The organism is Prolixibacter sp. DSM 2831, from assembly GCF_056493735.1.
In genome coordinates this window covers 2,506,849-2,532,319 of record NZ_CM151379.1, presented here as the reverse complement: position 1 = coordinate 2,532,319, position 25,471 = coordinate 2,506,849, and the positions used below count along the sequence as shown (strand labels likewise).

24 protein-coding genes are annotated in these 25,471 nt (G+C 46.6%); 17 read left to right on the top strand and 7 right to left on the bottom strand.

Annotation, left to right across the window (positions count from 1 at the left end; translation table 11 throughout):
• Nucleotides 1-23: 23 nt before the first annotated feature.
• Entirely contained in the window at nt 24-839 is an 816-nt protein-coding gene (locus tag AC060N_RS10300) for an XRE family transcriptional regulator (protein ID WP_479523713.1), read from the bottom strand.
• Nucleotides 840-1,200: 361 nt separating this feature from the next.
• On the opposite strand from AC060N_RS10300, the gene dinB reads away from it, so the two are divergent.
• From dinB to AC060N_RS10260, 8 genes are all read left to right on the top strand, one after another.
• On the top strand, nt 1,201-2,445 hold the full coding sequence (gene dinB / locus AC060N_RS10295) for a DNA polymerase IV (RefSeq protein WP_479523712.1): 1,245 nt from the start codon (nt 1,201-1,203) through the stop codon (nt 2,443-2,445).
• Between the two features lie 20 nt (nt 2,446-2,465).
• Complete coding sequence (locus AC060N_RS10290; RefSeq protein ID WP_479523711.1) at nt 2,466-5,399, top strand: DNA polymerase III subunit alpha; 2,934 nt, start codon at nt 2,466-2,468, stop codon at nt 5,397-5,399.
• A gap of 73 nt (nt 5,400-5,472) precedes the next feature.
• Complete coding sequence (locus AC060N_RS10285; RefSeq protein WP_479523710.1) at nt 5,473-6,276, top strand: SOS response-associated peptidase; 804 nt, start codon at nt 5,473-5,475, stop codon at nt 6,274-6,276.
• 452 nt (nt 6,277-6,728) lie between these two features.
• Nucleotides 6,729-7,121: an HYC_CC_PP family protein gene (locus AC060N_RS10280; protein ID WP_153639573.1), complete on the top strand. Its 393-nt coding sequence runs from the start codon at nt 6,729-6,731 to the stop codon at nt 7,119-7,121.
• 383 nt (nt 7,122-7,504) lie between these two features.
• Nucleotides 7,505-8,773 (top strand): TolC family protein, encoded by a 1,269-nt coding sequence (locus AC060N_RS10275; RefSeq protein ID WP_479523709.1) that lies wholly within the window; start codon nt 7,505-7,507, stop codon nt 8,771-8,773.
• Between the two features lie 21 nt (nt 8,774-8,794).
• Complete coding sequence (locus AC060N_RS10270) at nt 8,795-10,342, top strand: efflux RND transporter periplasmic adaptor subunit (RefSeq protein WP_153639571.1); 1,548 nt, start codon at nt 8,795-8,797, stop codon at nt 10,340-10,342.
• Nucleotides 10,343-10,410: 68 nt separating this feature from the next.
• Nucleotides 10,411-13,593 carry an efflux RND transporter permease subunit gene (locus AC060N_RS10265; RefSeq protein ID WP_479523708.1) on the top strand — a complete coding sequence of 1,061 codons (3,183 nt, stop codon included), beginning with the start codon at nt 10,411-10,413 and terminating at the stop codon, nt 13,591-13,593.
• Nucleotide 13,594: 1 nt separating this feature from the next.
• Nucleotides 13,595-13,930, top strand: a complete 336-nt coding sequence (locus AC060N_RS10260) for a P-II family nitrogen regulator (protein ID WP_153639570.1) — start codon at nt 13,595-13,597, stop codon at nt 13,928-13,930.
• A 156-nt stretch (nt 13,931-14,086) separates the two neighbouring features.
• On the opposite strand, the gene AC060N_RS10255 is transcribed toward AC060N_RS10260, so the two are convergent.
• From AC060N_RS10255 to AC060N_RS10230, 6 genes are all read right to left on the bottom strand, one after another.
• Complete coding sequence (locus AC060N_RS10255) at nt 14,087-14,788, bottom strand: DUF4396 domain-containing protein (RefSeq protein WP_153639569.1); 702 nt, start codon at nt 14,786-14,788, stop codon at nt 14,087-14,089.
• Between the two features lie 82 nt (nt 14,789-14,870).
• Nucleotides 14,871-15,434 (bottom strand): hypothetical protein, encoded by a 564-nt coding sequence (locus AC060N_RS10250; RefSeq protein WP_479523707.1) that lies wholly within the window; start codon nt 15,432-15,434, stop codon nt 14,871-14,873.
• A 134-nt stretch (nt 15,435-15,568) separates the two neighbouring features.
• Nucleotides 15,569-16,180 (bottom strand): class I SAM-dependent methyltransferase, encoded by a 612-nt coding sequence (locus tag AC060N_RS10245; RefSeq protein ID WP_153639567.1) that lies wholly within the window; start codon nt 16,178-16,180, stop codon nt 15,569-15,571.
• A 14-nt stretch (nt 16,181-16,194) separates the two neighbouring features.
• Nucleotides 16,195-17,787, bottom strand: coding sequence for a multicopper oxidase family protein (locus tag AC060N_RS10240; RefSeq protein WP_153639566.1), 1,593 nt, complete (start codon nt 17,785-17,787; stop codon nt 16,195-16,197).
• A gap of 321 nt (nt 17,788-18,108) precedes the next feature.
• Nucleotides 18,109-19,029 carry a cysteine synthase A gene (gene cysK, locus AC060N_RS10235; protein ID WP_153639565.1) on the bottom strand — a complete coding sequence of 307 codons (921 nt, stop codon included), beginning with the start codon at nt 19,027-19,029 and terminating at the stop codon, nt 18,109-18,111.
• Between the two features lie 14 nt (nt 19,030-19,043).
• The gene (locus AC060N_RS10230) at nt 19,044-19,496 is read right to left on the bottom strand and encodes an OsmC family protein (RefSeq protein ID WP_153639564.1); all 453 of its coding nucleotides are present in this window, start codon (nt 19,494-19,496) and stop codon (nt 19,044-19,046) included.
• 551 nt (nt 19,497-20,047) lie between these two features.
• Between AC060N_RS10230 and AC060N_RS10225 the strand changes: the two genes are divergently transcribed.
• From AC060N_RS10225 to AC060N_RS10185, 9 genes are all read left to right on the top strand, one after another.
• On the top strand, nt 20,048-20,440 hold the full coding sequence (locus tag AC060N_RS10225) for an HYC_CC_PP family protein (protein WP_479523706.1): 393 nt from the start codon (nt 20,048-20,050) through the stop codon (nt 20,438-20,440).
• A 211-nt stretch (nt 20,441-20,651) separates the two neighbouring features.
• A complete protein-coding gene (locus AC060N_RS10220) occupies nt 20,652-20,966 on the top strand; it encodes an LDCC motif putative metal-binding protein (protein ID WP_479523705.1) in 315 nt (104 codons plus the stop codon).
• Between the two features lie 12 nt (nt 20,967-20,978).
• Nucleotides 20,979-21,518: a hypothetical protein gene (locus tag AC060N_RS10215; RefSeq protein WP_153639561.1), complete on the top strand. Its 540-nt coding sequence runs from the start codon at nt 20,979-20,981 to the stop codon at nt 21,516-21,518.
• 10 nt (nt 21,519-21,528) lie between these two features.
• Complete coding sequence (locus AC060N_RS10210) at nt 21,529-21,756, top strand: hypothetical protein (RefSeq protein WP_153639560.1); 228 nt, start codon at nt 21,529-21,531, stop codon at nt 21,754-21,756.
• 11 nt (nt 21,757-21,767) lie between these two features.
• A complete protein-coding gene (locus AC060N_RS10205) occupies nt 21,768-22,109 on the top strand; it encodes a P-II family nitrogen regulator (protein ID WP_153639559.1) in 342 nt (113 codons plus the stop codon).
• Nucleotides 22,110-22,221: 112 nt separating this feature from the next.
• Entirely contained in the window at nt 22,222-22,365 is a 144-nt protein-coding gene (locus AC060N_RS10200) for a hypothetical protein (protein WP_153639558.1), read from the top strand.
• Nucleotides 22,366-22,382: 17 nt separating this feature from the next.
• Complete coding sequence (locus AC060N_RS10195) at nt 22,383-22,502, top strand: heavy metal-binding domain-containing protein (protein ID WP_479523704.1); 120 nt, start codon at nt 22,383-22,385, stop codon at nt 22,500-22,502.
• Between the two features lie 110 nt (nt 22,503-22,612).
• Complete coding sequence (locus tag AC060N_RS10190; protein ID WP_153639557.1) at nt 22,613-22,804, top strand: SHOCT domain-containing protein; 192 nt, start codon at nt 22,613-22,615, stop codon at nt 22,802-22,804.
• Between the two features lie 46 nt (nt 22,805-22,850).
• Entirely contained in the window at nt 22,851-25,439 is a 2,589-nt protein-coding gene (locus AC060N_RS10185) for a copper-transporting P-type ATPase (protein ID WP_479523703.1), read from the top strand.
• The last annotated feature ends 32 nt before the right edge of the window (nt 25,440-25,471 follow it).

The following is a 25,471-nucleotide window of genomic DNA, read 5'->3' as shown; positions in this document are numbered from 1 at the left end:
TAGAAGCTATAGGTTTTATTTACTCAATTGTGACTGTTGTTGTTCTGCATTTTTTCTTTGATGAACTGCACATCGGTTTGGAGTTGGTGGAGACTCTGGGCGAGGTGGCCGGGACTTACTTCGCCGGCGGGCATTTCGGAACTGATGTAGTTGGTGAACTTCCAGATTTCGCGAATTTCGACTACCTGTATTTCATATGGTTCATACAGAGGGTTCAGTGAAATGAGCCTAAGCTTTCCTTCCTCTTTGACGTGGTTCTCGATGATTTTAAAGACAATTCCCTCGTCCAATGTCAGGATGATGCAAGCATCGCCGTCTTTCAGCGTGTTCCAGTCCTGGACAAATTCTCCCGTTACCCAGGCACCCGGTGGAACCGGTAACATGGAATCGCCACTTATCTGGAACGTGCGGTATTTCCTTTCGGTTGACAGGAACGGTAGCCGGAAAGTCGGCAGTTCACTGACAAACTCCGGGTCGGCAAACCCACTGGTGTAACCGGCCTTTGCTTTTTCGGGTACCAGTTCAATGTTTTCGTCATTATTGCTGTCGACGGTAGTGGTGAGCACGCGTAGTTTGCTGCCTTTGACATACACATCATATCCACTCTCGAGTTGCCTGAGTTCACTGTCGCGAAGTTTCGACATATCGACTTTCACCAATGTATCGATGGAGATGCCGAAGTAATCGGAGAAGGCGATCAGCTGAGGCAAAGCCGGTGTGGCGACCCCGTTTTCATATCCTCCCAACGTGGGCCTTTTCATCTTCAATGCGAACGCCACTTCGCCCTGGGTCCGTCCCCGGCGTTTTCGTAAGAGCTTAATGTTTTGAGCAAAATACATCGGAGTTACCTTTTAAATTTTGATTTATTTTATTTCCGCTATTATTCGCTGTTTTTCAATCATATAACACTTTACAGGAGTACTGATTTTTCCATTTGTATTTGTGTATTTCAGGAATAATGCTTAGAATATAATCACAAAAATGATTAGAATCTAAGCAAAAATACAACAACGTTCTGAATAATAAAAGCCTTCCGGTATTTTCCCGGTAGGGCAACAAAAAAACAGCAGGCCGGCAGGGAGCCACAGCAGGCATTTCCCGACCCAACGGAACCATTTCCCAATTCAAGGCAACAGGCAACGGAAACAGGTTCCCTGCCGCTTTTTTTTTGAGAAAGCATGTGTAGAGATAATGGCAACGATGACAGCAACAGCAGAAAGCGGAAAAAAGACCGTGGTGCATTTGGACCTCGACACCTTTTTTGTATCGGTGGAACGGTTACACCACAGCGAACTGAACGGCAAGCCCGTCCTTATTGGGGGCATGTCGGAACGGGGCGTGGTAGCGAGTTGCAGTTATGAAACCCGGCTTTTCGGTGTCCATTCGGGTATGCCCATGAAAATGGCCCGGCGGCTTTGTCCTGATGCCCGCATTATACGTGGCGATATGGAGAGCTACAGCCGCTACTCTGATACCGTTACCGAAATTATTGCCGAACGTGCACCTGTTTATGAGAAGGCTTCCATCGATGAACATTACCTGGACATCACCGGTATGGACCGGTTCTTTGGCAGCCTGAAGTGGTCGCAGGAACTGCGGCGTACTATTATCAAGGAAACCGGGCTACCGATTTCCTTTGGACTTTCGGTTAATAAAACCGTTTCAAAGATTGCCACGGGTGAAGCCAAACCTAACGGTGAACTAGAGGTGGCTGCCAATGTGGTTCAACCTTTCCTCAATCCCTTATCCATCAGGAAAATCCCGATGGTTGGGCCTCAGACCTACCATTTGCTTAATTCGATGGGGATTAAAACAATCCGCACACTGGCGGAGATTCCGCCGGAAATGTTGCAACAGGTGTTGGGAAAGAACGGTATGGTTATCTGGAAGAAGGCGCACGGTATTGACCCGACTCCGGTGCAACCTTATTCGGAACGGAAATCCATCAGCACCGAACGTACCTTTGAGCGCGACACCACCGATGTTCTTTTCCTGGAGCAACTGTTGGTGAGTATGGCTGAAAAGCTCGCCTTTGAATTGCGCAGCCAGGAGAAAATGACTTCCTGTGTGACGGTGAAGATCCGGTATTCCAATTTCGATACCCATTCACAGCAAAAGCGCATTGCCTATACGCAGTTTGACCACACGCTGATAGAGATTACCAAAGAGCTGTTCCGGAAGCTATACCAGCGCCGGATGCTTATCCGGCTTATCGGGGTACGGTTCAGCCACCTGATTAACGGAACACAGCAACTCGACCTGTTCACGGATTCTTCGGAAATGGTCAACCTGTACCTGAGCATGGACCGCATCAAGCAACGGTTTGGCAGTACGGCCATTCGCCGGGCCTCGGGCGTGGCTGCCCGGAAGGTGATTGACGACATGAAGACACTACAGGACACGCCGCCAGGTAAACTGGTGATCCGGAAAGGATATTATCACTAAATCAGATAAACCACTGGCTTATGTACCTGAATACACATTCTTACTACAGTCTGCGGTACGGCACCCGATCGCCGGAGCAACTGGCTGAAGCCTCGGCAAAAATGGGCGCTCCTGCCATGGCCGTTACCGATATCAACAATTCGACAGCGATTGTCGATTGGGTGCGGGAAGCTGAAAAAGTTGGTGTCAAGCCCATTGCTGGTATTGATTTCCGAAACGGTGACCAACAATTGTATGTTGGTTTGGCCCGGAATAATGAAGGCTTCCGGGAACTCAACGAATTTCTGAGTACACACCTGATTGCCGGTTCGCCGCTGCCCGACAATCCTCCCACCCTTCCCCATGTGTATTTCATTTTTCCTTTCGGGGAGAAGCCCATCCACTCGTTACGGGAAAATGAGTTCCTGGGCGTGCGCCCCGAACAGTTGAACCGTGTTCAGGTTACTATTCCGGAAGGAGAACAAAAGAAACTGGTGGCTTTTCAACCGGCTACTTTTGCCGGCCCAAATGATTTTGAGTTGCACCGTCATTTGCGGGCGATTCAACATAACACCCTGCTAAGCAAATTAACGCCGGAACAACTGGGCAATGAGCATGACCGACTTCTACCATTTGAGGAATTGAAGACATTCTATGCCGGCTTCCCGGAGATTGTCAAGGCAACAGAACGTTTGACAAAAGAATGTGAAATACATTTTGACTTTACCCGGGTGAAGAATAAGCAAACCTTTACCGGGAGCAAGGAAGAGGATACGGCTTTACTCGAGAGACTGGCCTTGGAAGGTTGCCGGTACCGGTACGGTGATAACCCGGAAGCCATACAGCGCGTCAGGAAAGAACTGAAGGTGATCAACGAACTGGGCTTTTCGGCCTATTTCCTGATTACCTGGGATATCATCCGGTATTCGATGCAGCGCGGATTTTACCATGTGGGACGTGGTTCCGGGGCCAATTCTGTCGTTGCGTATTGCCTGAAGATTACCGACGTTGACCCGATAAAGCTCAACCTTTATTTTGAGCGGTTCATCAATCCCAAGCGGACTTCTCCGCCTGATTTCGACATTGATTTCTCGTGGCGTGACCGCGATGAGATACAACGCTACATCTTTGAAAAGTATGGTTGGCGTCATACCGCATTGTTGGGAACTATCAATACCTTCCAGGGAAAATCGATTCTGCGTGAGTTGGGAAAAGTTTACGGACTTCCCAAGGGTGAGATTGACCAACTGATTGAAAGTCCGGAGACAGAGATAAAAGAAAGCAAACTCTACCGACATATCTTTTCCATCGGTTCGATGATGCAGGATTTTCCAAACCTGCGGAGTATCCATGCAGGCGGTATACTTATCAGCGAAGAACCCATTACCTGTTATACTGCACTCGATTTGCCACCGAAAGGATTGCCAACGACTCAATGGGACATGTACGTCGCCGAAGATTTACGCTACGAAAAACTCGATATTTTGAGCCAACGGGGCATCGGGCATATCAACGATAGCGTGGACATCGTTAAAGCCAACTGGGGCGAGGAAATCGACATTCACCGGGTGAATGAGTTCATGCAGGATGAACAGACCCGCCGACAACTCCGGTCAGGAGAAACCATCGGCTGCTTTTACATCGAAAGTCCGGCCATGCGGGGTTTGCTGAAAAAGCTGCATTGTGATAATTACCTTACCCTGGTTGCCGCCAGTTCGATTATCCGGCCGGGCGTTGCGAAAAGCGGTATGATGCGCGAATATATTCACCGTTTTCACCATCCGGATGGTTTTAGCTATCTGCACCCGGTGATGAAAGAGCAGCTTGAAGAAACCTATGGTGTGATGGTGTACCAGGAAGATGTGCTGAAAGTGTGCCATCATTTTGCCGGGCTCGATTTGGCGGATGCCGATATCCTGCGCCGGGCGATGAGCGGTAAGTACCGTTCGAGAACAGAGTTTCAACGCATTGTCGACCGTTTTTTCAGCAACAGTCATTCTTTAGGCCGGCCGCCGGAGATTGTGAAGGAGGTCTGGCGTCAGATTGAGAGCTTTGCCGGCTATTCCTTTTCGAAAGCACACTCGGCCTCCTATGCGGTGGAAAGTTTTCAGAGCCTTTACCTGAAAGCCCATTACCCGCTTGATTTCATGGTCGCGGTCATCAACAATTTTGGTGGTTATTACCGGACGTGGGTCTATGTGAATGAGGCCCGGCGCTGCGGAGCGAATATCGAACCACCCTGTGTGAACCGCAGCACCGTCGATACTACCATTTACGGACGGAATATTTTCCTGGGCTTTAACCTGATGAACAACCTCGAGCACAAGCTGCAGCAGGACATCGTCCGGGAGCGAAAAAGAGCCGGTGATTTCAAATCCATGGAGCAATTTGTTTCCCGGCTGAAAATTGGCATCGAGAACCTGATCCTGCTGATCCGCATCGGTGCGTTCCGGTTTACCGGAAAACCCAAGATGCAATTGCTGTGGGAGGCTCACATGCTATTGGGCAAAAAGCAGCCGAGCACCCCGCACCAGCTTTTTGAACCGGAACAGAAGGAATGGCAACTTCCACAACTCAGCCAGACAGCGGAAGAGGCCGCTTATGATGAGATAGAAATCCTGGGATTTCCGGTCACCTGCACCTGGTTCGATTTACTGGAGACAAAGTTTCGTGGTGAAATCATGGCCAAAGACCTGATGAACAACCTGGGGAAACGCGTCCGGATGGTGGGAACGCTGGTGACCATCAAGTATGTGCGGACTGTGCGAAAAGAGACCATGCATTTCGGAAGCTTTCTCGATGTGACCGGTGAATTTTTCGAGACCACTCATTTCCCATCGTCGCTCAAGCAGTATCCTTTCCGCGGAGATGGCGTATACCTGATGTTGGGAAAGGTGACCGAGGAATTCGGACATCCCAGCCTGGAGGTTGAGAAACTGGCCCGGCTTCCCCTGAAGAACCCAAAAGAACAATGAGATAATTTGTTTTGATGCAATTTAAGCGCAAAGCGTGTAACTTTATTGAACTAAGAATTTAAAACCAGTTGTTATGTGCGGTCGATTTATCCTGGCAAGCGATTTAACTGCCATTCAAAAACGATTTGATGTTGCGGTTCCTGAAGGGCTTGATTTTACCCCTTCATACAATATTGGGCCGGGCAAATACTCTCCCGTTATTACGAATACCGCTCCCGGCGAACTACAGCTTTTCCGTTTTGGTCTGACACCCTTTTGGTCGAAAAAGAAGAGCATGATGTTCATCAACGCCCGTTCGGAAGGTGACCAGAACAAAGAGGATGCAACCGACTACAAAGGCGCGAAAGGTATTATTGCCAAACCTGCCTTCCGGAAACCAATTCGTTCACAGCGCTGTCTTATTCCGGCCGATGCCTTCATTGAGGGAACAACCAAAGAGAAGTTGAGCAAGCCTTTTGTGGTTTATCTAAAAGAGCATGTACGCCCCTTTGCCTTTGCCGGCATCTGGGATGTGTGGGCGGACCAGGAAACCGGAGAAGAGATTTCTTCGTTTGCCATCATTACTGCATCGGCGAATGCTTTGCTGCAGAAGATTCCTCACCACCGGTCACCGGTTATCTTGCACCGGGAATATGAACGGCAATGGTTGGACCCGAAAGCTCCATTGGAGGAAATCACTTCGCTTCTGGAGCCGTACCCGGCAGAACTTATGAATGCTTATCCGATTGATCCGAAAATCAAGAGCCCACGAGAAGACGGGCGGCAATTGATTGAACCGATTGGCGAACGCCTGGTACCGGAATTTGATATCGATGGCAGTGATCGGCACTTCATCAAAGGGATGGGTAGGAATAAGCGGAATAAGGATGAGGTGTAGGTGAGAATGGGAGAAATGGAGAAAAGGTGAGTGGGGAAAATGGGAAGCGGAGATTGGGAGAATTGGAGACCACAGATTGGCACGGATTGTTATCACGGATTTGCGCGGACGGATGACGATGCTATGGAATGGTGGTGTTATGTAAATTCAGTTGGTGTGGGCAGGGTGTTATTTGGGCGCAACGCTGCCAGGGGCGCTATGGGGGCAGCGGTCTTTTTGTTGGGGGGAGTTACTATCTTTGAATGGGCAGCAACTTCATTGTTTTAGCCGAAAATGGAACGAATACCTTAGGATGTGAAAAGAAAATTTAATCTTTTTTCACAAATAGCTGTAGATATTTTTAATAGATAGTGAACCAGTTGATTAAGAGGAATTTCATTCGTGATTAGTATTTGTCTGGAATAAAGCTCTTTTGGCATTTGTATTGGAATTTCTACTTTTGGAACAGAGTTATGCTTAACAAAGCAGGACATATCCTCACAGCCCTGATACTACTAACTTCTACTTTCGGGGTAACGATCAACAAGCACTATTCCCATGGTCGGTTGTTTGATGTGGAGGTTTATGCCAATGCGCAATCGTGCTGTACTCCCGAACATCATGATATGAATGGCTGTGCGGATACACATGAGCATTACCAGGTGGCCAGCGATTTTCTGGCGTCGAGTTTCGACAATGATTTTCAGGCTCCGGTACTTGATCTTTTTGCTCCTGTATTAATCGTTCCTGCAGTCGAACTTCCTATTACTTCGGAAGTTCCTTCTTCTTTTTATACTCATCAGACAAGTCTTCCCCTTTATGATGCAGGGGATAGGTGCGCCCTTATGCAGGTATTCCTCTGTTGATTTATTCGCTCTAACCGTAACGTCGTTATCGCTTTTACACAGCTGGTTTCGTTCAGTGATGAGCAGACAGACCGTGTTGTCCGATAACTTTGGGAACAGATGTGGTGCTTAATACAATCAACTTTCCAATAAGCATGATCTCGTTTGCCAATGTCTGGCGTTACAGGCAGTCAACTTTCTTATCGTATTTCTAACGGTTGACTTAAATTCTCCCAATGAGATGGCAAATAGTGGTAATTGTATAACTCTTTGTGAAAATTATATAACCCTTTTGCGGTAGCATGTTTCTAATTTTGTCATGATGATAGTAACATCGTGTCTGGAAAATAATAGCTTTTTTCTTGGTCAGAATAGTTGTAAGAGACACCTTAAATCATATTTCAATGAACAGATACAAGTTAATAGGATTGTTACTGATTCTCGCGATAAGTCTGCCGGCGTTCGCGCAGAGTCAGGATGATTCTTTAAATGGCTTGATTCAACAAGCCGAAAAAGTAAATCCGAGCCTATCGATGTTGCAGGCTCAATTAAAGGCTGCGAGGGAGAATATCCAGGTGGGGACGCACCTTCCGGACCCGGTAGCCAATCTGGGATTGATGAATGTTCCGACGAATAGTTTTTCGCTGAACCAGGAAGCGATGACCGGCAAAGTTCTTGGTGTGGCACAGGCGATTCCTTTTCCGGGAAGTCTGAAAGCCAAAGCGGCCGTTAAATCGATGGACACGCTCATTATTCGTCAGCAAATTGCCGATTTGGTCAACCAGATACAGGAACAAGTTTCGGAGCTCTATTACAACCTCCAGGAGAAAAGAGCGGATGTCGGTTTGACAAAGGAAAGCCTGGATTTACTGAAACAGATTTCGGTGGTTGCCAAACGAAAGTTTGAAGTGAAGACCGCCAGTCTGCAGAATGTGATCGAGGTGGAAGTTCAAAAAACCCGGCTGCAGGATAAGATTGAAACTTTAAAAGGTGAGGAGTCGACGTTACAGGCCAAACTAAACGGCTTTTTGTTGCGCAACGACTCTGTTTATATTCCAACTGAAAGGATTGTTCCTATCACCCACGAGTATGTAAAAACCGATTCACTTCTGGCCTTAGCCAAGGAAAACAGGCCGGTTTTGAAAGAGATTAAACTTCATGAAACGAAGGCTGAATTGATGCAAAAGGAAGCCAAGTACACTTTCTATCCCAATTTTAAAGTAGGTGTACAGTACACACAGCGAGGCTTCAATAGAGTTAGTGGAGCGGATTACAAGGATTTACTGGGCGTAGCGGTCGGCGTGACGATTCCGATCAACTATGGAGGAAACAAGACTGCAAAAGTCAACCGCGCCCGTTTCCAGCAGGATGCCTTCAGTCAACAATATCAGCATTCGCTGCAGGTTTTACAGCAACATTTCGGAGCCATCAATTCGCAAATGAGTGCCCTGAAAAAACGGGAAAAACTGCTTACGACCACGTTACTGCCTCAGGCCCTTCAGTCGTACCAGGCTGCATTGGCAGATTATCAGGTTAATAAAATAGACTTTGTTAACGTGATGCGGGCAGAAGACCAGATTCTGAAAGTCAAAACCGAACTGGCCAATATCCGGACTTCCTACAGTAAAAACCTGTCGAAACTGGAGTTTTTATCGGGAACGCAATTGAATTAATGAATTATAAAAAAAGGACAAATGAATAAGAAAATATTCGTCTATATCCTGTTAGTTATTTTGGGCGCAGCGTTGGGCGTTACAGGATATTATCTGTTATCCGGGAAACAGGGTACTGTGATGACTGAAGGTGAGCAAAGCCAAGGCAAAGCGAAAAATGACAAGAAAGGGAAAATCCTTTACTGGCGTGCACCGATGAACCCGAATGAGATTTACAATCATCCCGGCAAATCGGCCATGGGTATGGATTTGGTTCCGGTTTATGCCGATCAGGCCGGCCAAAATGGTGTGGTTTCCATCGATCCGGTGGTAGAGCAGGATATGAATGTGAAGACAACGGTTGTGAAATCCGCAAATATGCATGCTGATGTGATGACCAATGGCATTATTCAGCCTGACGAGCAGAAAGAATACACGGTGACCACCAAAGCGGGAGGCTGGATTGATAAGCTCTACGTGAATTACACGGGGCAGCAAGTGAGGAAAGGCCAGAAATTGTTGCGGATTTACTCGCCGGAACTGGTTGCAGCAGAGCAGGAATATCTGACTGCTTTGGCTTATGATAACGCTATGATTGGAAGTCAGGAGCCATCAGATTTGCTGAAGAATGCTACCCGAAAACTGGAATTGCTGGATGTTTCAAACGCGGATATCCAGGAGCTGAAGAAGACAAAGCATGTGAGGAAATATATCACCCTCACAGCATCTTTTGACGGAACGGTATTGTCAAAAAACGTTGATGAAGGGGCTAAAATCATGCGCGGAATGCCGTTAATGAAAATAGCCAATTTGAGCTCTGTGTGGCTGGTAGCTGACGTATATGAACATGAACTGAATAAAATTGCTTTGGGTCAGCCGGCGACCATCACCATGGATTTCCTGCCGGGAGTGACATACAAAGGAAAGATTTCGTTCATCTACCCGGTACTGGACACCCAAACCCGTACGATTAAAGTCAGGATTGATCTGAATAACAGCAACCATGTACTGAAGCCCGGTATGTTTGCCAATGTAGACATCAAAGGAAAAGATTTAGGCAATTACCCCATGGTTCCTGCACAGGCCATCCTTCAAAGCGGCCGTGAGAACACTGTGATTGTATCACTAGGCCATGGAAAGTTCAAACCTGTACATGTGAAGCTGGGTAACTACTCAGATGGCTACTACCAGATTTTAAGCGGATTGTCTGCTAACACGAAGGTTGTTACCTCTGCCGAGTTTATGATTGACTCCGAATCGAACCTGAATGCTTCAATGAACTTGTTCACAGCTGCTAAAAAAGACAGCACTTCCGGCAAGCAAATGAAGAATATGAAAGGCATGAAGATGGATAAGGACTCCACCAAAGCTACTTCAGAAGTGAAGGACACTACGATCATCCGGAAAGGCGTGATTAACGTCGAAGCCATCGATAAAAATCATGACGGTAAACTCTACGAAGATGTCATGGACTGGAACGTGATCTCCGATAAACCGGGAACTTGCCCGATTTGCGGAATGAAACTGCGTGAAATGACCATTCAACAGGTAAAAGACAACCTGAAAGCACATGGTTTTAAGTATCAATGATGCCTTGCGGCAGAATTACAGGAAACGCTTGATAACAAGCATTTTTGTAAACGAAGGAAAGAAAGATTATGACTCCAAATGAAACAAATAAAGACGGCCTGATTGCCCGGATTATCGAATGGTCCATCAACAATAAAACGCTGGTCATTATTTTCACTGTCATGCTGATGGCAGCCGGAATCTGGGCCATCAAGAACACAGCGGTGGATGCTATTCCTGATTTGAGCGATGTTCAGGTTATTGTCATGACCAAATATCCGGGACAGGGTCCGAAAATTGTGGAAGACCAGGTCACCTATCCGCTGACGACGAAATTACTTTCGGTTCCGGGTGCTACCGATGTACGAGGTTATTCCTTCTTTGGCTTTTCAATGGTCTATGTGATTTTTAAGGACGGGACTGATTTGTACTGGGCCAGGAGCCGTGTGCTGGAATATTTAAGTTCGATGCAGAGTTCGATGCCCAAAGGCGTTACGCCGGAGCTGGGCCCGGATGCTACCGGGCTGGGTTGGGTTTATGAATACGTGTTGAAATCGAAGACACAGGACCTGCAGCAACTACGGTCCATCCAGGACTGGTTTATGAAATATGAGCTGATGACGGTCCCGGGTGTATCTGAAGTAGCCAGCATCGGCGGATTTGTCAAGCAATACCAGGTAGAGGTTGATCCGATTAAGCTGGCATCTTACGATCTCTCGCTCGATAAGGTAAAGATGGCCATTAAGAATAGCAACAACGATGTAGGCGGCCGGCTACTCGAAATGGGCGAGACTGAATTTATGGTCCGCGGACTCGGCTATGTTAAGAGCAAGAAGGACCTAAAGATGGTGACCGTCGGTTTTAATAAAGCGACCGGCACGCCCATTTATTTGAAAGATGTAGCCAATGTGGTCGTTGGCCCGGAACTGCGCCGTGGTTTGGCGGACTGGAACGGAAAGGGAGAAGTCGTGGGCGGAATTGTCGTTCAGCGATACGGTGCCAACGGATTGAAAGTGATTGATCAGGTGAAGAAGAAAATTGCAAAACTGAAAAAATCACTGCCGGCCGGCGTTCAGATTGTCCCCGCTTATGACCGTTCAGGACTTATTCATAAAGCGATTGACAACCTTAAGGATAAACTACTGGAAGAAATTATCGTGGTTTCGCTGGTGATTTTCTTTTTCCTGTTGCACTTCAGGAGTTCATTCGTTGCTGTATTTACTTTACCAACGGCCGTACTGGGAGCCTTATTAATCATGCATCTGCAAGGAATTAATGCGAATATCATGTCGCTTGGTGGTATTGCCATTGCTATTGGTGCCATGGTGGACGCGGCGATTATCATGGTGGAGAATGCCCAGTCGCATGTGCTACGTAATCAGCAGTTGCCGCCTGAAAAGCAAAAGCCGCACTGGGCCGTTATTTTGGAGGCCTCAAAAGAAGTAGGTCCGTCCATCTTTTTCTCCCTGCTGGTGATTGTGGTTTCGTTTCTTCCTGTCTTTGCGCTTGGCGCCCAGGAAGGCCGGATGTTTAAACCGCTGGCATTCACCAAATCCTATTCGATGGCTGTTGGCGCCATTCTCGCCATCACCATTGTGCCGGTGTTGATGGGCTATTTTATCCGTGGAAAGATGAAAAAGGAAGAAGACAATCCTATCACGAGGTTCCTAATGCGCGCTTATGAACCGGTTGTCGGTTTCGTCATCAAGCGGAGATGGTGGGTACTGATTATTTCGGCCCTGATTGTGATTGGCAGCTGGTTCCCATACAGCAAACTTGGGTCTGAATTTATGCCCCCACTGTACGAAGGTGATTTGGTTTACATGCCCACTACCTTGCCGGGGATTTCGATAACCAAAGCACGGCAGTTGTTGCAGCAGACGGATAAAATCATCAAATCATTCCCGGAAGTGAAATCAGTAATGGGAAAAGTAGGTCGTGCATCGACCGCTACTGACCCGGCACCGCTTTCGATGATTGAGACCACCATTCAATTAAAACCGCAAAGCGAATGGCCTGAGGGAATGACCCCGAAAAAGCTGGTAAATAAGATGGATGCGGCCATTAAAATCCCGGGGCTCACCAACGCCTGGACGATGCCGATTAAAACCCGGATTGACATGCTCTCAACGGGTATTAAGACACCGGTCGGAATTAAAATTACCGGACCTGATTTGAGCGTGCTTCAAAACCTGGGAGAGAAAATCGAAGGCGTGTTGCGAAAAGTTCCGGGAACCCGTTCGGTATTTGCGGAGCGCTCTGAGGGCGGTAATTATATTGATTTTGATATTGACCGCGACGCCATCGCCCGTTACGGACTGACCGTGGGTAATGTGGAAGACATTTTCCAATCGGCCATTGGCGGAATGAACATCACCAAAACCATCGAGGGACTGCAGCGCTATCCGGTCAATCTCCGCTATCAACGTGATTACAGAAACAACCTGGAAGCATTGAAGCGGGTGCTGGTACCGTTGCCACATGGCGGACAAGTTCCGTTGGGGCAGCTGGGAGCCATCATTGTGAAGAAAGGCCCGCCAGTCATCAAATCAGAGAATGCCCGTCCCGAATCACTGGTGTATGTTGACCTGAACACGACGGATATCGGCTCATACGTGGATGCCGCTAAGAAGGTGGTAAATAAGGAAATTAATCTTCCCCAGGGCTATTCCCTGACATGGAGCGGACAGTACGAATACATGGAACGTGCCGCCAAAACCTTGTCGCTCGTAATTCCATTGACGCTGTTGCTGGTCGTGTTGTTGCTGTATTTCAACACCAAATCGTTTACCAAAACAGGTATTATCCTGCTGGCATTACCGTTCTCCATGGTCGGCGCCGTTTGGTACCTCTATTTTGCCGGATTCCACATGAGTGTCGCTGTTTGGGTTGGTGTAATTGCCCTGCTCGGAGTGAGTGCAGAGATGGGAGTTGTCATGTTACTTTACCTGGAAGTAGCTTATGAAAACATGAGGGACAAAGGTTTAATGACCTCGCTGGATAAATTGAAAGAAGCCATCTTCCAGGGGGCCGTCAGGAGAATCCGGCCGGTGGTGATGACCGTTACGGTTCTTTTGATTGGTTTGTTACCGATCCTGATTGGACATGGCGTTGGCTCAGACGTGATGAAACGTATTGTGGCTCCAATGTTTGGAGGGATTATCACTGCATTGCTTATCCAACTGGCTTTTTATCCGGCTATTTTCTACGTCGTGAAAAAGCGGGAAATGAAGAAAAATAACATGATAACCGAGGTTCATAAGGAGGATTAACATGAAGGAAATAAAGGCGTACATCCGAAAAGAAAAGGCAGAAATTGTCATCCAAAATCTGGAGGAGGCAGGTGTCACAGGTATGACTGTCCTGGACGCCGCAGCCCTGGCTCAGTGGGCTGACGATCAGTTTTTCAGCTATTCCATTGAGTATGTTCAGAAATATTCATCCGTGGTGAAAATTGAGCTTGTCTGCGAGGAGGAAAAAGCGGACGAGATGGTATCTATCATCCAACAGTACGGTCATACCGGAAGAAGTGGTGATGGTTGGATTTTCGTCTCGGATATTGAACGAGCGGTACGCATCAAAAACGGAGAAGAAGGCAAAGTCAATTGAATTTATTCCCGTTGGCGGGCATCTGCTATTCGTGTCTGCCATTGCGAGTCGCATGAAAATTAGCAAAGGCTGTCCAGATTTTTTGGACAGCCTTTGTTTTTGTTGTTCTACCCGGGTTTGTTCACCCATAGCAGATGAGGATATTGATCTAGATCCTTAGCTCATTCCGTGTTTCCACCCGATTGATACCAACCACCAATTCATCGGGAAGGTAAATATCGCGCCGACGAACAGCCCCAGTGCGCCAAATCCCCAGAAGGTAAACGTATCCGGATTGGGGCTTTGACCAGCTATTTCCGGGGTGATAAAACGCATGACCAAACCCATTCCGACCATGACGGTTATCATCGAGAAGAACTCTGCTCTGCCGGCCAGCCAGAGGGCTTTGGAGGTTGAGTCTGCCATTTTACGCATGGCGATAAACTGAAAGATGAACCATCCGAATAAGAATCCAACAGCATATTCGAACCAGAACTCCGGCCAGAAATTTAAATCAATCATCCGGCTGATGACCATGGCTGTCATGATTCCCAGACCATCGCCGGCTACGCAATGCATCACCGAACCGGTCACCTTTTTCCATTTGGCCGATACATACCGATGGTGGTAATCGATTTCATCCTTTCCTTTCTTTTTTCCAATCCCGGGTGGTCTGCACGTAATGAGATACAGCGCCAGCCCGATGACTGAAAAGAAAATCATGATGATGGGCCAGGCATATTTTAACGCCGTATTCACACGGGTGTTCACTTTGAAAACGTCCCAGGTAACCCATATGGCGGCCAGGATACCAAACAGATACCACGGTATGACAAAGGAGGGGCTTTCAAGAAAATTCAGAAATGTTACGTTCAGCATGTTTATTACCAGATTTAAAAGGTTTCCAGCAGAAGTGAAAAATCTATTTCGACGTTGGGGGACTCACCTTCCGTTCGTGCGGTTACTTATTTTTCATGTGAGATTGTTTCTCCATTTTATTCTTCTTCATATGCTGCGACTTCATCATGCTTTTCTCCTGCATCATTTTCATCATTTCGGGATGTTGTGACATGATGTGCATAAACTGGTTTCTCATGGCGGTATCCTTGTCCGTTTTGTTCATCATCTTCTCCATCATTTGTTGCCTCATGCCGGGGTTATCCATTATCTCGTTCATCATTTCCATTCGGTCCGACATATTCTCACTGCCCATCATGGTTCCTTTCTTTCCCATTTTATCCTTGCCCATCATGGTCTTGTTGCCGTGCATTCCTTCCTGTTTATCGCCCATTCCCATTTGCCGGTCTTTGCCCATGGTTTCGTTATTCATCATCATCATGGCCTTTTTGTTCTGTTTGGCCACTTTCATAAAATCGCTCATCATATCCGGGTTGCCGGCGATGGCTTTAAAAATAGCCTGACGTGTTTCCTGGTTTTCGAGGAGCTTGTTCGCGTCCGTTTGCTGACTGAATCCTTTCGCTGAAAGGAATGTAATCATGGTAAAAATTAAAACTAGTGTTTTCATGATAATTGATTTTTTTTGGATTCAACTTTTAAAAGAGAGACTAAGACCTGGTCTTTCAGATCTAAATTGTGCCTGATGTGTCTGTTATGACCTGGTTGAGTTCATTCGGTTATGTTGCACACCCGATTGAGCCCTTATTTTCTGATATTCACTTTAATGAGTAATACGATATCGTACCATAAATGTTTTATGGTAATGTCGTCCGGTTCGAACCCGGCTTTCAGCAAGTTTTCGTATGTTTCCCGGTTGATGTTGGCGCCGTAAAGATGCAGGGGAATGGGATTCATCCAGTCCATCAGTTTGCCAACCATTTTGTGGTTGCTCCTGACATGTTCGAGCATGAGCAGCCTGCCGCCGGGTTTACACACCCTTTTCATCTCTTTCATTCCCTTCACGGGGTCGGGAACGGAACAATAGACACACGATGTGACAACGGTATCGAACGTGTTGGCTTCGAAATCCATTTTCTCGGCATCCATCACCATTAACCGGATATTGGGTTTGTTGCGGGATTTACGCCGGGCCCGTTCAATCATGTTTTCACTGAAATCAATTCCGGTCAGGTCGATATCGCCGGGATAATATTTCAGGTTTTTACCCGTGCCAACGCCCACTTCGAGGGTTTTCCCTTTTACCTCACTGAGCAATTTTTCTCTCCACCGGGAAAAACCCGATTCCATTGGACTTTCGAGGATATCGTAAACTTTGGCTATCCGGTTGTACCGTTTTTTAATTTTAGTGTCCATTGGGTTTGAGCCTGCTATGCAATGACCTCATAATTCCGCATCATGCCCATGTCTTCATGTTCCAGGTTATGGCAGTGGTAGACAAAGATTCCGGTATAGTCTTCGAACTTCATCACCGCCTGCACTTTCATTCCCGGCATGAGCAGGAACGTATCCTGCCAGCCCTGATCGACGAAACCATCTTTTACCGATTCCCAGACTGAGGCGCTCATGCCGGAGACATCGCGGTCGATTATTCTGAATTGCAAACCATGCAGGTGGACAGGATGGGGCATTTGCATCATGTTGCCCATCCGGCCCATGCCCCGGCTGCCGCCACCATTAATGAATTCCCATACCTCGGTGGTGTCCAGTTTTACTTTTTCCCAGTCGGCTACCCCCATCATTTCAAAGGTTTCGCCATTGATGACCCATTGCATCCGTTCGAACGAGAAATGAAATGTTCTGGGGTTGTTGGCATTCACAGCATCCGAGGGAGACAATGTCCTGTGTTTTGCGAAGGCGGCCGGGAGCTCTTTCTGTACGCCGGCTTGTGGCGTTACCTGGAACGATGCCAAATCGAAGGCTGTTCCGTTGGGTGTCTGCTGTTGTCCGCCTCCCATCATGCCCCCCATCATTCCGCCGCCTCCCATGGGAGAACCGGTTTCGAAAGGAAGACTTTTTAATTGTACCTCTTCACCGTCGTTTTGGGAGGAGAAGTCTTTCCATATTTCGATGCGTTCGCCCGGAGAAAGCATCAGGTAAGGCCGCGTTACCGGTTTTTCCAGCAGGCCGCCATCTGTCCCGATGGCCACGATATTGCTGTCATCGCTCCAGGCCAGTTTGTAGATACGGGAATTGGAGCCATTTAAGATGCGGAGCCGGTAGGTGCCTTTTTTCACATCGAGGTTCCAGTCGGGTTGGCCGTTGACCAGTATTCTGTCACCCAGAAAGCCTTGCATACGCGCCATTCGTCCACCATCGAGGTATACCAGCTGATTGTCAGCATCTATTTTCCGGTCCTGAATAACCAAAGGCACGTCATATTCTCCGTCGGGTAACCCCGTTTCATCGCCTTCGACAATGAACAGTCCGGCCAGTCCGTAATATACCTGTGGACCGGTAAACTTGTCGGGGTGCGGATGGAACCAATACGTGCCGGGGCGATTGTTGACCGTGAACTCATAGACAAATTCCCCGCCCTTGTCGATGGCATACATGGGATGGCCATCCATTTCCTGCGGGATGTGTAATCCATGCCAGTGAATCACACTTTCACGCGGCAATTGATTTTTAAAGCGGACACGAACGTTTTGTCCTTGTTTTACGCGGATAACCGGACCGAGATAGCTGCCCGGTAATTTATCTATTGTAGCATTTTCAGCTTTCAGGATACGGGTTTGGTAGGTATAAATGTTCGTTTTACTACCGTTGAGAAGCTGCACTTGATCCGGAATGGCTGTGAACTCCAAATCGACGTCTGCCGGGAAGTTTTTGTTCAGGGGATGGGGTGAAACCCTTTGTCCCCCGGTAATGGAATTGTACAATTTCGGAAGTACCGGAACGCTCAGAACACCAACCGATGCTGCAGAGGCAATCCAGATGAATTTTCTGCGTGAGGTATTCATTGATTTTCTGGTTTTGAAAACGTTGTTCTGTTAGAATAACACACATGTAGTTAAATTGTTATGATATTTTTATGTCTTGATTTTGATGGGGTTAAATCGCCGGGGGTGATTATCTGTGTGGAAGCTCACAGCGTGTGTGGTTACAATTCAATTGAAGAAAAGAGTAGACAAAGAGAAAAAAGTGAGGGTCTAGAAAAGAGAGCGCGATTAATCTTATAAAAAGTGACAACCCAGCTTTCGTAAGAATATTGAACCATACTATTTCAATCTCCGGAAAGTGAGTTGTCACCAAATTATTTTGTGGTTATGATTTTTTATTGCCTATTCAAATAGTATTGTACTGAGATAACGCTCGCCGGTGTCTGGTAAGAGCACGACAATAACTTTACCATCATTTTCATGCTTTTCGGCCAATTTCAGAGCAGCAGCCAATGCAGCACCAGAAGATATACCCACGAAAATTCCTTCTTGCTTTGCGAGTTCGCGGGCAGTTTTCACGGCTTCTTCTTCATTTATCTGCATGACGGCATCGTAAACACCCGTGTTTAATACTTCCGGTACAAAACCGGCCCCAATACCTTGTATCTTATGCGGTCCGGGTTTTCCTCCGGATAGTACAGGTGAACCGATAGGTTCAACCGCAACAGCTTTCAATTCCGGGTTTTTACTTTTCAGCACTTCGCTGACACCTGTTACCGTTCCTCCGGTACCCACTCCAGCAATAAAAATATCGACTGAACCTTTGGTATCTTCCCAAATTTCGAGAGCGGTTGTTTTTCGGTGCGCCTGTGGATTGGCGAGATTTTGAAATTGCTGAGGAATAAAATGATTCGGGTATTTTTTAGCCAGTTCTTCAGCTTTCGCAATAGCACCTTTCATACCTTCGCTGGCAGGAGTTAGGACCAATTCGGCACCATAAGCCAGAAGAATTTTTCTCCGTTCTACACTCATGCTTTCCGGCATCGTCAGGATTAACCGATAACCTCTTGCCGCGCTTACCAGCGCCAGACCAATACCGGTGTTGCCACTGGTAGGTTCGATAATTACCGTGTCGGGATTAACTATCTTTTCTTCTTCGGCAGCCTGAATCATTGATAACGCGATACGGTCTTTTACGGAGCCTCCGGGATTAAATGACTCAATTTTGACCAGAACGGTGGCTTTGCTCTTGTTGATTCGGTTCAAGCGAACGAGCGGGGTATTACCGATGGTTTCAGTAATGTTGTTGTAAATTCTTGACATAGCTTAAAACCTAGTTATACCGTTAATGATTCATGGATAAGATTAAATGAGAGGGGTGTAACATTTGAAAGGTTGTCGTTGATGGGACAGCGTTTTTTTATGAGGGTCATCCAATGTTCCAGTTGTTCCTGACTGGCATCAATTTCCGGATTGAATTCGACATCAATTTGTTTGAAACCTGCGCGTTCCTCGTCTGATTGCCCCAGCAGCCTGGCGGGATTCAGGTTTCCATTCACTTTAATGCTTAGCTTTTTAACCTGGAGTCCCAGCTCTCTGGCGGTTAAGTGAGCCACCACATTGATACAGCCAGCATAACTTGCCAACAGGTATTCTACCGGGTTGGCACCCAGGTCGTCACCACCAAGTGCAGGCGGTTCATCGATAGTCAGGCTAAATTGCCTTGCTTTTGCCACAAAACGAGCTCCAGTCTGAGCTTCCCCTTCAATTTTGAAATTTAAATCTGACATACTTTGAATTTATAGTTAAAAAAAAAGCCCTTCACAAATTGTGAAGGGCTGGTACCTATGTTTTCAATATTTTGTCACTAACAATCGTGTACAGCATCACCCCCCACATGTTTTAAAAACATACGGCAACACATACACATCATGCTGTTTGCTATGGAGAGCGTTTTATTCATTCTTATTTATCCTACTAATTTGGTAGGATGCAAAACTAAAAATAATTTTATTTACTGACACAATATGGAGGAATAAATTTATTTCCAGAAATGAAGACCACTTTCGAATTAACCTGAAGAATTTTTTCAGCCTGTTACGAAATTTAGTTATGAAGAAACAGTCAATTGTTGTCATCCTTATTCCAGGAGGAACTAATGCTTGATTAATGCGTGCTCGTGTATTTAATAAAAATTAACAATGGAGCGTAAAGTTCAGAAATACTGCAGGATGTGTCCTGGATGTCACCTGATGAATCACGATATTATGTTGTTTTTATGATGTAATACCGATGTTTTGTTTGGAGGTTCGTGGCACAATGTCTATTTTTATTTCTGATTATGCTTAACAAAGCAGGACATATCCTCACAGCCCTGATACTACTAACTTCTACTTTCGGGGTAACGATCAACAAGCACTATTCCCATGGCCGGTTGTTTGATGTAGCGATTTATGTCCATGCGCAATCCTGTTGTACACCCGGACACCATGATATGGACGGCTGTGCGGATACACATGAGCATTACCAGGTGGCCAGTGATTTTCTGGCGTCGAATTTCGACAATGATTTTCAGGCTCCGGTGCTTCATATTTTTGCTCCGGTATTGATCATTCCTGCCGTTGAACTTCCTGTTGCTTCGGAAGTTCATTCCTCATTTTATACTCATCAGACAAGCCTTCCCCTTTATGATGCAGGGGATAGGTGTGCCCTTACACAAGTATTTCTCTGTTGATTTATTCTTTCTCACTGTAGCGTCGTTATCGGATTTTCACGACTGGTTCCGTATTGGAATGAGTATGCAGATTGTGTTAAACGATGACCTCCGGCACGTGAGTCATGCGTAAAGAAGTGATTTTGCTGAAAGCATGATCTCCTCCACTGATGTCTGACGTTACAAGCGATTATCTCTCTTATCAGGGTTTAACCATTTAAGATAATTAGCTATGGAAGAATATTTAAATATGGTTTCCTATCAATCTGAAATCGTTGTAGAAGCCGATGTAGCAAAGAAACTGAAGTCATTACTGGTAGCTCTCGCAGGTATTGTCCGGGTGAACTTCAGCAAAAAACTGGTTGAAATAGAATACAATCCCTATGAAATCAGTGAAGAAACTATCAAAGAGAACCTAAGCGAACAGGGTTTTTCATTCTCCCATCAAAAGAAAGGGATTTTCTCAGGTTGGATTAACCGATTAGCTAAAAGTAACAAAGCTAACCTGGGGAATAAACGATTGGATTGCTGTGACATGAACCACTAAAAAATCAGAGAAATGAGAAGAAACAGAATTCTATATATGTTGGTTGTACTGAGTATTTTCATAGCAACCGGCTGTGAGAAAACAGATAATGCTTCGAAAAATGAAATCGCCGGTACCTATTCGGGTACGATAACCAAATCAGGCCTGAAAAGTGCAACCGGCACCATTTCGGATGTTGCCCAAGCCACGGCTGTTATCACAAAAATCAGTGATTCGCAAATTGATGTTCATTGTTTTAATGACGAAATGGATACAACGTTCATGCTTAACTATTACGACCATAACGATAGTGTGATGGCCGGACTTACCAGCGATGAATTTGAAAACATGTTCGGGTATATGCCTGACATGGGAGATATGTCGGGAGGCATGATGATGGGCGGCTCCATGGATGGAATGACCGACTGGGAACAACACATGGCCAGCGACAGTACAGCAGACCAGGAACTGGTCGGCGGATTCGATATGATGTCGCATACGTTCGGTTATCATTTTCAACTGATGGATGGTCAAACGACCTATGAGATGGATTTTCAGGGAGTCAGACGCTAAAGCGTGAACTATGTTTGTCAAGACTTTGGTTATCACCATCTTTTTGGTTGCCATTGTTTTACTGGCACTGGGAGTGAAGCTGATGTTCAGCCGGGACGCGGAATTCACGGTTCACTCCTGTGCCTTCCAGGATGATGAAGGGGCTACTGAAGATGGTTCCTGTTCCCAGTGTCAGCTTAGGGATTTAACCGATTGCCCGGAAAAGGAATTATCCGGAAAATCAAGTAAGCAACTGTAAATAAAAGTACCATGAAACTGATAAAAGCTTATGTCCGCTACCGGAAGATGGAAGAGGTTTACGATGCCCTTAAGCACGAGGGATTTTACAGTATGACCTTCGTGGAATGTGAAGGGACCGGCCGCTACTCCGATCATGAGAAAGAACATATCAGTTATAAATACCCGTTCGCCGAGGCCTACCGGGTGATCAAACTTGAGATTTTGGCTGCCGATGAACATGTAATTCCGGTCATTCAGCTCATTCGTAAAAACGCGCGAACGGGCTACAACGGAGATGGAGTGATCGTTGTGTCGCCAGTGGACAGTGCTTATAAGGTGCGTACTGATGAAGAAGGGATACTAGCGATATAATCAGTGTTGAAAAAAATGGTTGGAGTCAATTCGTGATTGTATCCAAAAATGATGTAAAACAAATGATGAATTGTGTAACAGCCAGCCCTTTAAGGGCATGTATCTTTGTTCTATGAACTTAAACAGCTATTCGTTATGGTACGATTCAATAAACTGTTACCCCGATTCAGCGCTGGAAACCGGATGGGGCAAAGGCCTTCCGGAAGTGGACGGCACCATCACCAAAGTGATGAAGGATTTCCAACGTTTGAGGTAACATCCTATCAGTGCCCTATGAAGTGTGAAGGAGATAAGGTGTACAATTCCCCGGGAAACTGTCCGGTATGTAACATGCGCCTGGTCCCGAAGAACGAAAGCAGGCATCACTCACACCATCATCACGGATGTTGTTGAAATGCAGGTTGAGCACTTTTGATTATGAATATATTTCTAAATCATCACTGAAGAACATTCAAAATACACTGGTAACTAAGTAACTAAGAATAAGGAAAAGGAGGTCTGTTATGATGGGAATTGGATGGATTATCGGAATCCTTTTTGTGGTCGGCATTTTTTGGCTGACGAAAGGAAATGTTATCGACAGCAAGTCGGATAGCAGAAAGGTGCCAGGGGCACTGGATATACTAAATGAGCGTTTTGCGCGCGGAGAAATAAGCCTGGAAGAATACCAGGAAAAGCGAAAAATGATCGCGTAGTTCGTCACTTTTCCTCTTGATTGTCTCACGCTAAAATTTCAGAACGATGGATAAAAAAACATTCGACAGATATTATTGTCCCATGCACTGTGAGGGGGATAAGACTTATGATGCGCCGGGAGACTGCCCGGTATGTGGAATGCATCTGGTATCAGTGGAGGCAAAAGAGCGAGGAGGAAAAGAAACGCATCAGCCGACACATCAGCACCATCATCCGGATACAGAACACCGCGGCCAATATTATTGCCCGATGCACTGTGAAGGAGATAAGGCTTATGATGAACCGGGCGATTGCCCGGTATGCGGGATGCATCTTGTCAGAGTAGATGCAGAGAAAGAGGGGAAATCAAACGGGCATCACCCGGCACACCAACATCATCATTCAGAAGAAGGACATCGTGGAAATCTCAAGGGCAAATACTATTGCCCCATGCGTTGTGAGGGAGATAAGACGTATGATGAACCGGGTGATTGCCCGATTTGTGGAATGCACCTCCGGAAAGCGGAGAGCATCACGCCTTCGGGCGTTACCTACACCTGTCCGATGCACCCGGAAGTAAAACAGAATGGGCCCGGGAGTTGTCCGAAGTGCGGTATGGATTTGGTACCGGAAAAGGGAGAAGAGACAAGTGAGGAAGAGAAAGCCTATCAAAAAATGGCCAGGAAGTTTTGGGTTGCCCTGGCCTTAAGTATTCCGGTTTTTATAATTGCGATGTCCGATTTTTTCAGTTTTCTGCATTTACAGGATGTCGCGTCGAAGAAAACCTGGGAATGGATTGAATTTGTGTTGGCCTCGCCGGTGGTATTTTATTCCGGATGGAGCTTTTTTAAGAGAGGCTGGAGTTCCGTCAGGAGACGTTCGCCCAATATGTGGACCCTGATTTCGATAGGCGTCGGCGTGGCTTACCTTTTCAGCATTTTTGGTTTGCTTGTTCCCGAAGTTTTTCCACCACAGTTCAAAGATGCAGCGGGTAATGTACATGTATACTTTGAGGCTGCAGCGGTGATACTGACACTGGTTTTACTGGGGCAAGTTCTGGAATTGCGGGCGCACAGTAAAACGAATTCGGCCATCAAATCCTTATTGAACCTGGTTCCACCGGTTGCCCGCAGAGTAGAGGGAGATGAAGAGCAGGAGATTCCATTGGAAGAAGTTCAGGTAGGTGACATACTGAGAGTCAGGCCGGGCGAAAAGATTCCGGTAGACGGTGTAATTGTTAAGGGAAATGCTGTTATCGATGAAAGTATGATTACCGGCGAACCTATTCCTGCAGAGAAAGCTCCGGATGATCAGGTGACCGGTGGTACCATCAATGGGAAAACGGCTTTCGACATGAAGGCCGAGAAGATCGGGTCGGATACGCTGCTCGCCCAGATTATCGAAATGGTCAATGAGGCCAGTCGTTCGCGGGCACCGATACAAAAACTTGCTGACGTAGTGGCGAAGTATTTTGTCCAAATCGTTGTTGGCGTTTCCATCATCACTTTTGCTGTATGGGCTATCTGGGGTCCGGCACCTGCTTATGTTTACGCATTTGTGAACGCTGTATCGGTACTAATTATCGCTTGTCCGTGTGCATTGGGCCTTGCCACTCCCATGTCTATCATGGTTGGAACCGGCAGAGGAGCACAGGCAGGAGTTTTGGTAAAAGATGCCCGGGCCATTGAAGAGATGAACAAGGTAGATACCCTTATCATTGATAAGACCGGTACGATAACCGAGGGTAAGCCAAGCCTTCGGAACTTCAAATCGTTTGGAGAGATGACCGATGTGGAGGTACTGCAGCTGGCCGCTTCAATCGATGCTAACAGTGAGCACCCGGTAGCTGATGCTATTGTCAAGGGGGCAAAGGGAAAAGATATTTCCCTGCTGGAGGTATCGGATTTTGAATCGGTGACCGGTAAGGGTGTTCAAGCGTTTTATCAGCAACACAAAATTGGATTAGGTAATCACCGGTTGATGGAAGACTTTGGTGCGGGACTGAACGGTGAGAACAAAGAATTGGTAAAAGAGTGGCAGTCTACCGGCCAGACCGTGATGTACCTGGTACGAGGTCAGCAGGTGGAAGGCATTGTTAGCGTTGCAGATAACATTAAAGCGTCTTCAGCCAAAGCTATCCGGGCCCTTCAGGACATGGGGGTGAAAGTTCATATGCTGACCGGGGACAATGAGTTTACTGCCCAGTCCGTTGCCAAAGAGTTGCAACTCGATGGTTTTATGGCAGACTGTCTTCCTGACGACAAATACAAGAAAGTTAAATCACTGCAAGCTGAAGGTCATATTGTTGCCATGGCCGGAGACGGAATTAATGATGCTCCCGCCCTGGCACAAGCCAACATCGGAATCGCTATGGGAACGGGTACCGATATCGCTATGCAGAGTGCTGAAATCACGCTTGTCAAAGGCGATCTGAATGGCATCGCCCGGGCCCGGGATTTGAGCAACAAGGTGATGCGAAACATTAAGCAAAACCTGTTTTTTGCCTTCGTATATAATGCCCTGGGCGTACCTATTGCGGCCGGTATCCTGTTTCCATTTTTCGGATTGTTGCTTAGCCCTATGCTGGCGGCGACAGCCATGAGTTTTAGCTCTGTTTCCGTGATTTCCAATGCACTTAGATTAAGAAGGATGTAGTAATTATTAATGGATGAAATAAAAAAGAAAAG

Coding starts and splice junctions, on each gene's coding strand:
- AC060N_RS10300 (WP_479523713.1), bottom strand. CDS start 839: ATGTATTTTGCTCAAAACATTAAGCTCTTACGAAAACGCCGGGGACGG.
- dinB (WP_479523712.1), top strand. CDS start 1,201: ATGACAGCAACAGCAGAAAGCGGAAAAAAGACCGTGGTGCATTTGGAC.
- AC060N_RS10290 (WP_479523711.1), top strand. CDS start 2,466: ATGTACCTGAATACACATTCTTACTACAGTCTGCGGTACGGCACCCGA.
- AC060N_RS10285 (WP_479523710.1), top strand. CDS start 5,473: ATGTGCGGTCGATTTATCCTGGCAAGCGATTTAACTGCCATTCAAAAA.
- AC060N_RS10280 (WP_153639573.1), top strand. CDS start 6,729: ATGCTTAACAAAGCAGGACATATCCTCACAGCCCTGATACTACTAACT.
- AC060N_RS10275 (WP_479523709.1), top strand. CDS start 7,505: ATGAACAGATACAAGTTAATAGGATTGTTACTGATTCTCGCGATAAGT.
- AC060N_RS10270 (WP_153639571.1), top strand. CDS start 8,795: ATGAATAAGAAAATATTCGTCTATATCCTGTTAGTTATTTTGGGCGCA.
- AC060N_RS10265 (WP_479523708.1), top strand. CDS start 10,411: ATGACTCCAAATGAAACAAATAAAGACGGCCTGATTGCCCGGATTATC.
- AC060N_RS10260 (WP_153639570.1), top strand. CDS start 13,595: ATGAAGGAAATAAAGGCGTACATCCGAAAAGAAAAGGCAGAAATTGTC.
- AC060N_RS10255 (WP_153639569.1), bottom strand. CDS start 14,788: ATGCTGAACGTAACATTTCTGAATTTTCTTGAAAGCCCCTCCTTTGTC.
- AC060N_RS10250 (WP_479523707.1), bottom strand. CDS start 15,434: ATGAAAACACTAGTTTTAATTTTTACCATGATTACATTCCTTTCAGCG.
- AC060N_RS10245 (WP_153639567.1), bottom strand. CDS start 16,180: ATGGACACTAAAATTAAAAAACGGTACAACCGGATAGCCAAAGTTTAC.
- AC060N_RS10240 (WP_153639566.1), bottom strand. CDS start 17,787: ATGAATACCTCACGCAGAAAATTCATCTGGATTGCCTCTGCAGCATCG.
- cysK (WP_153639565.1), bottom strand. CDS start 19,029: ATGTCAAGAATTTACAACAACATTACTGAAACCATCGGTAATACCCCG.
- AC060N_RS10230 (WP_153639564.1), bottom strand. CDS start 19,496: ATGTCAGATTTAAATTTCAAAATTGAAGGGGAAGCTCAGACTGGAGCT.
- AC060N_RS10225 (WP_479523706.1), top strand. CDS start 20,048: ATGCTTAACAAAGCAGGACATATCCTCACAGCCCTGATACTACTAACT.
- AC060N_RS10220 (WP_479523705.1), top strand. CDS start 20,652: ATGGAAGAATATTTAAATATGGTTTCCTATCAATCTGAAATCGTTGTA.
- AC060N_RS10215 (WP_153639561.1), top strand. CDS start 20,979: ATGAGAAGAAACAGAATTCTATATATGTTGGTTGTACTGAGTATTTTC.
- AC060N_RS10210 (WP_153639560.1), top strand. CDS start 21,529: ATGTTTGTCAAGACTTTGGTTATCACCATCTTTTTGGTTGCCATTGTT.
- AC060N_RS10205 (WP_153639559.1), top strand. CDS start 21,768: ATGAAACTGATAAAAGCTTATGTCCGCTACCGGAAGATGGAAGAGGTT.
- AC060N_RS10200 (WP_153639558.1), top strand. CDS start 22,222: ATGAACTTAAACAGCTATTCGTTATGGTACGATTCAATAAACTGTTAC.
- AC060N_RS10195 (WP_479523704.1), top strand. CDS start 22,383: ATGAAGTGTGAAGGAGATAAGGTGTACAATTCCCCGGGAAACTGTCCG.
- AC060N_RS10190 (WP_153639557.1), top strand. CDS start 22,613: ATGATGGGAATTGGATGGATTATCGGAATCCTTTTTGTGGTCGGCATT.
- AC060N_RS10185 (WP_479523703.1), top strand. CDS start 22,851: ATGGATAAAAAAACATTCGACAGATATTATTGTCCCATGCACTGTGAG.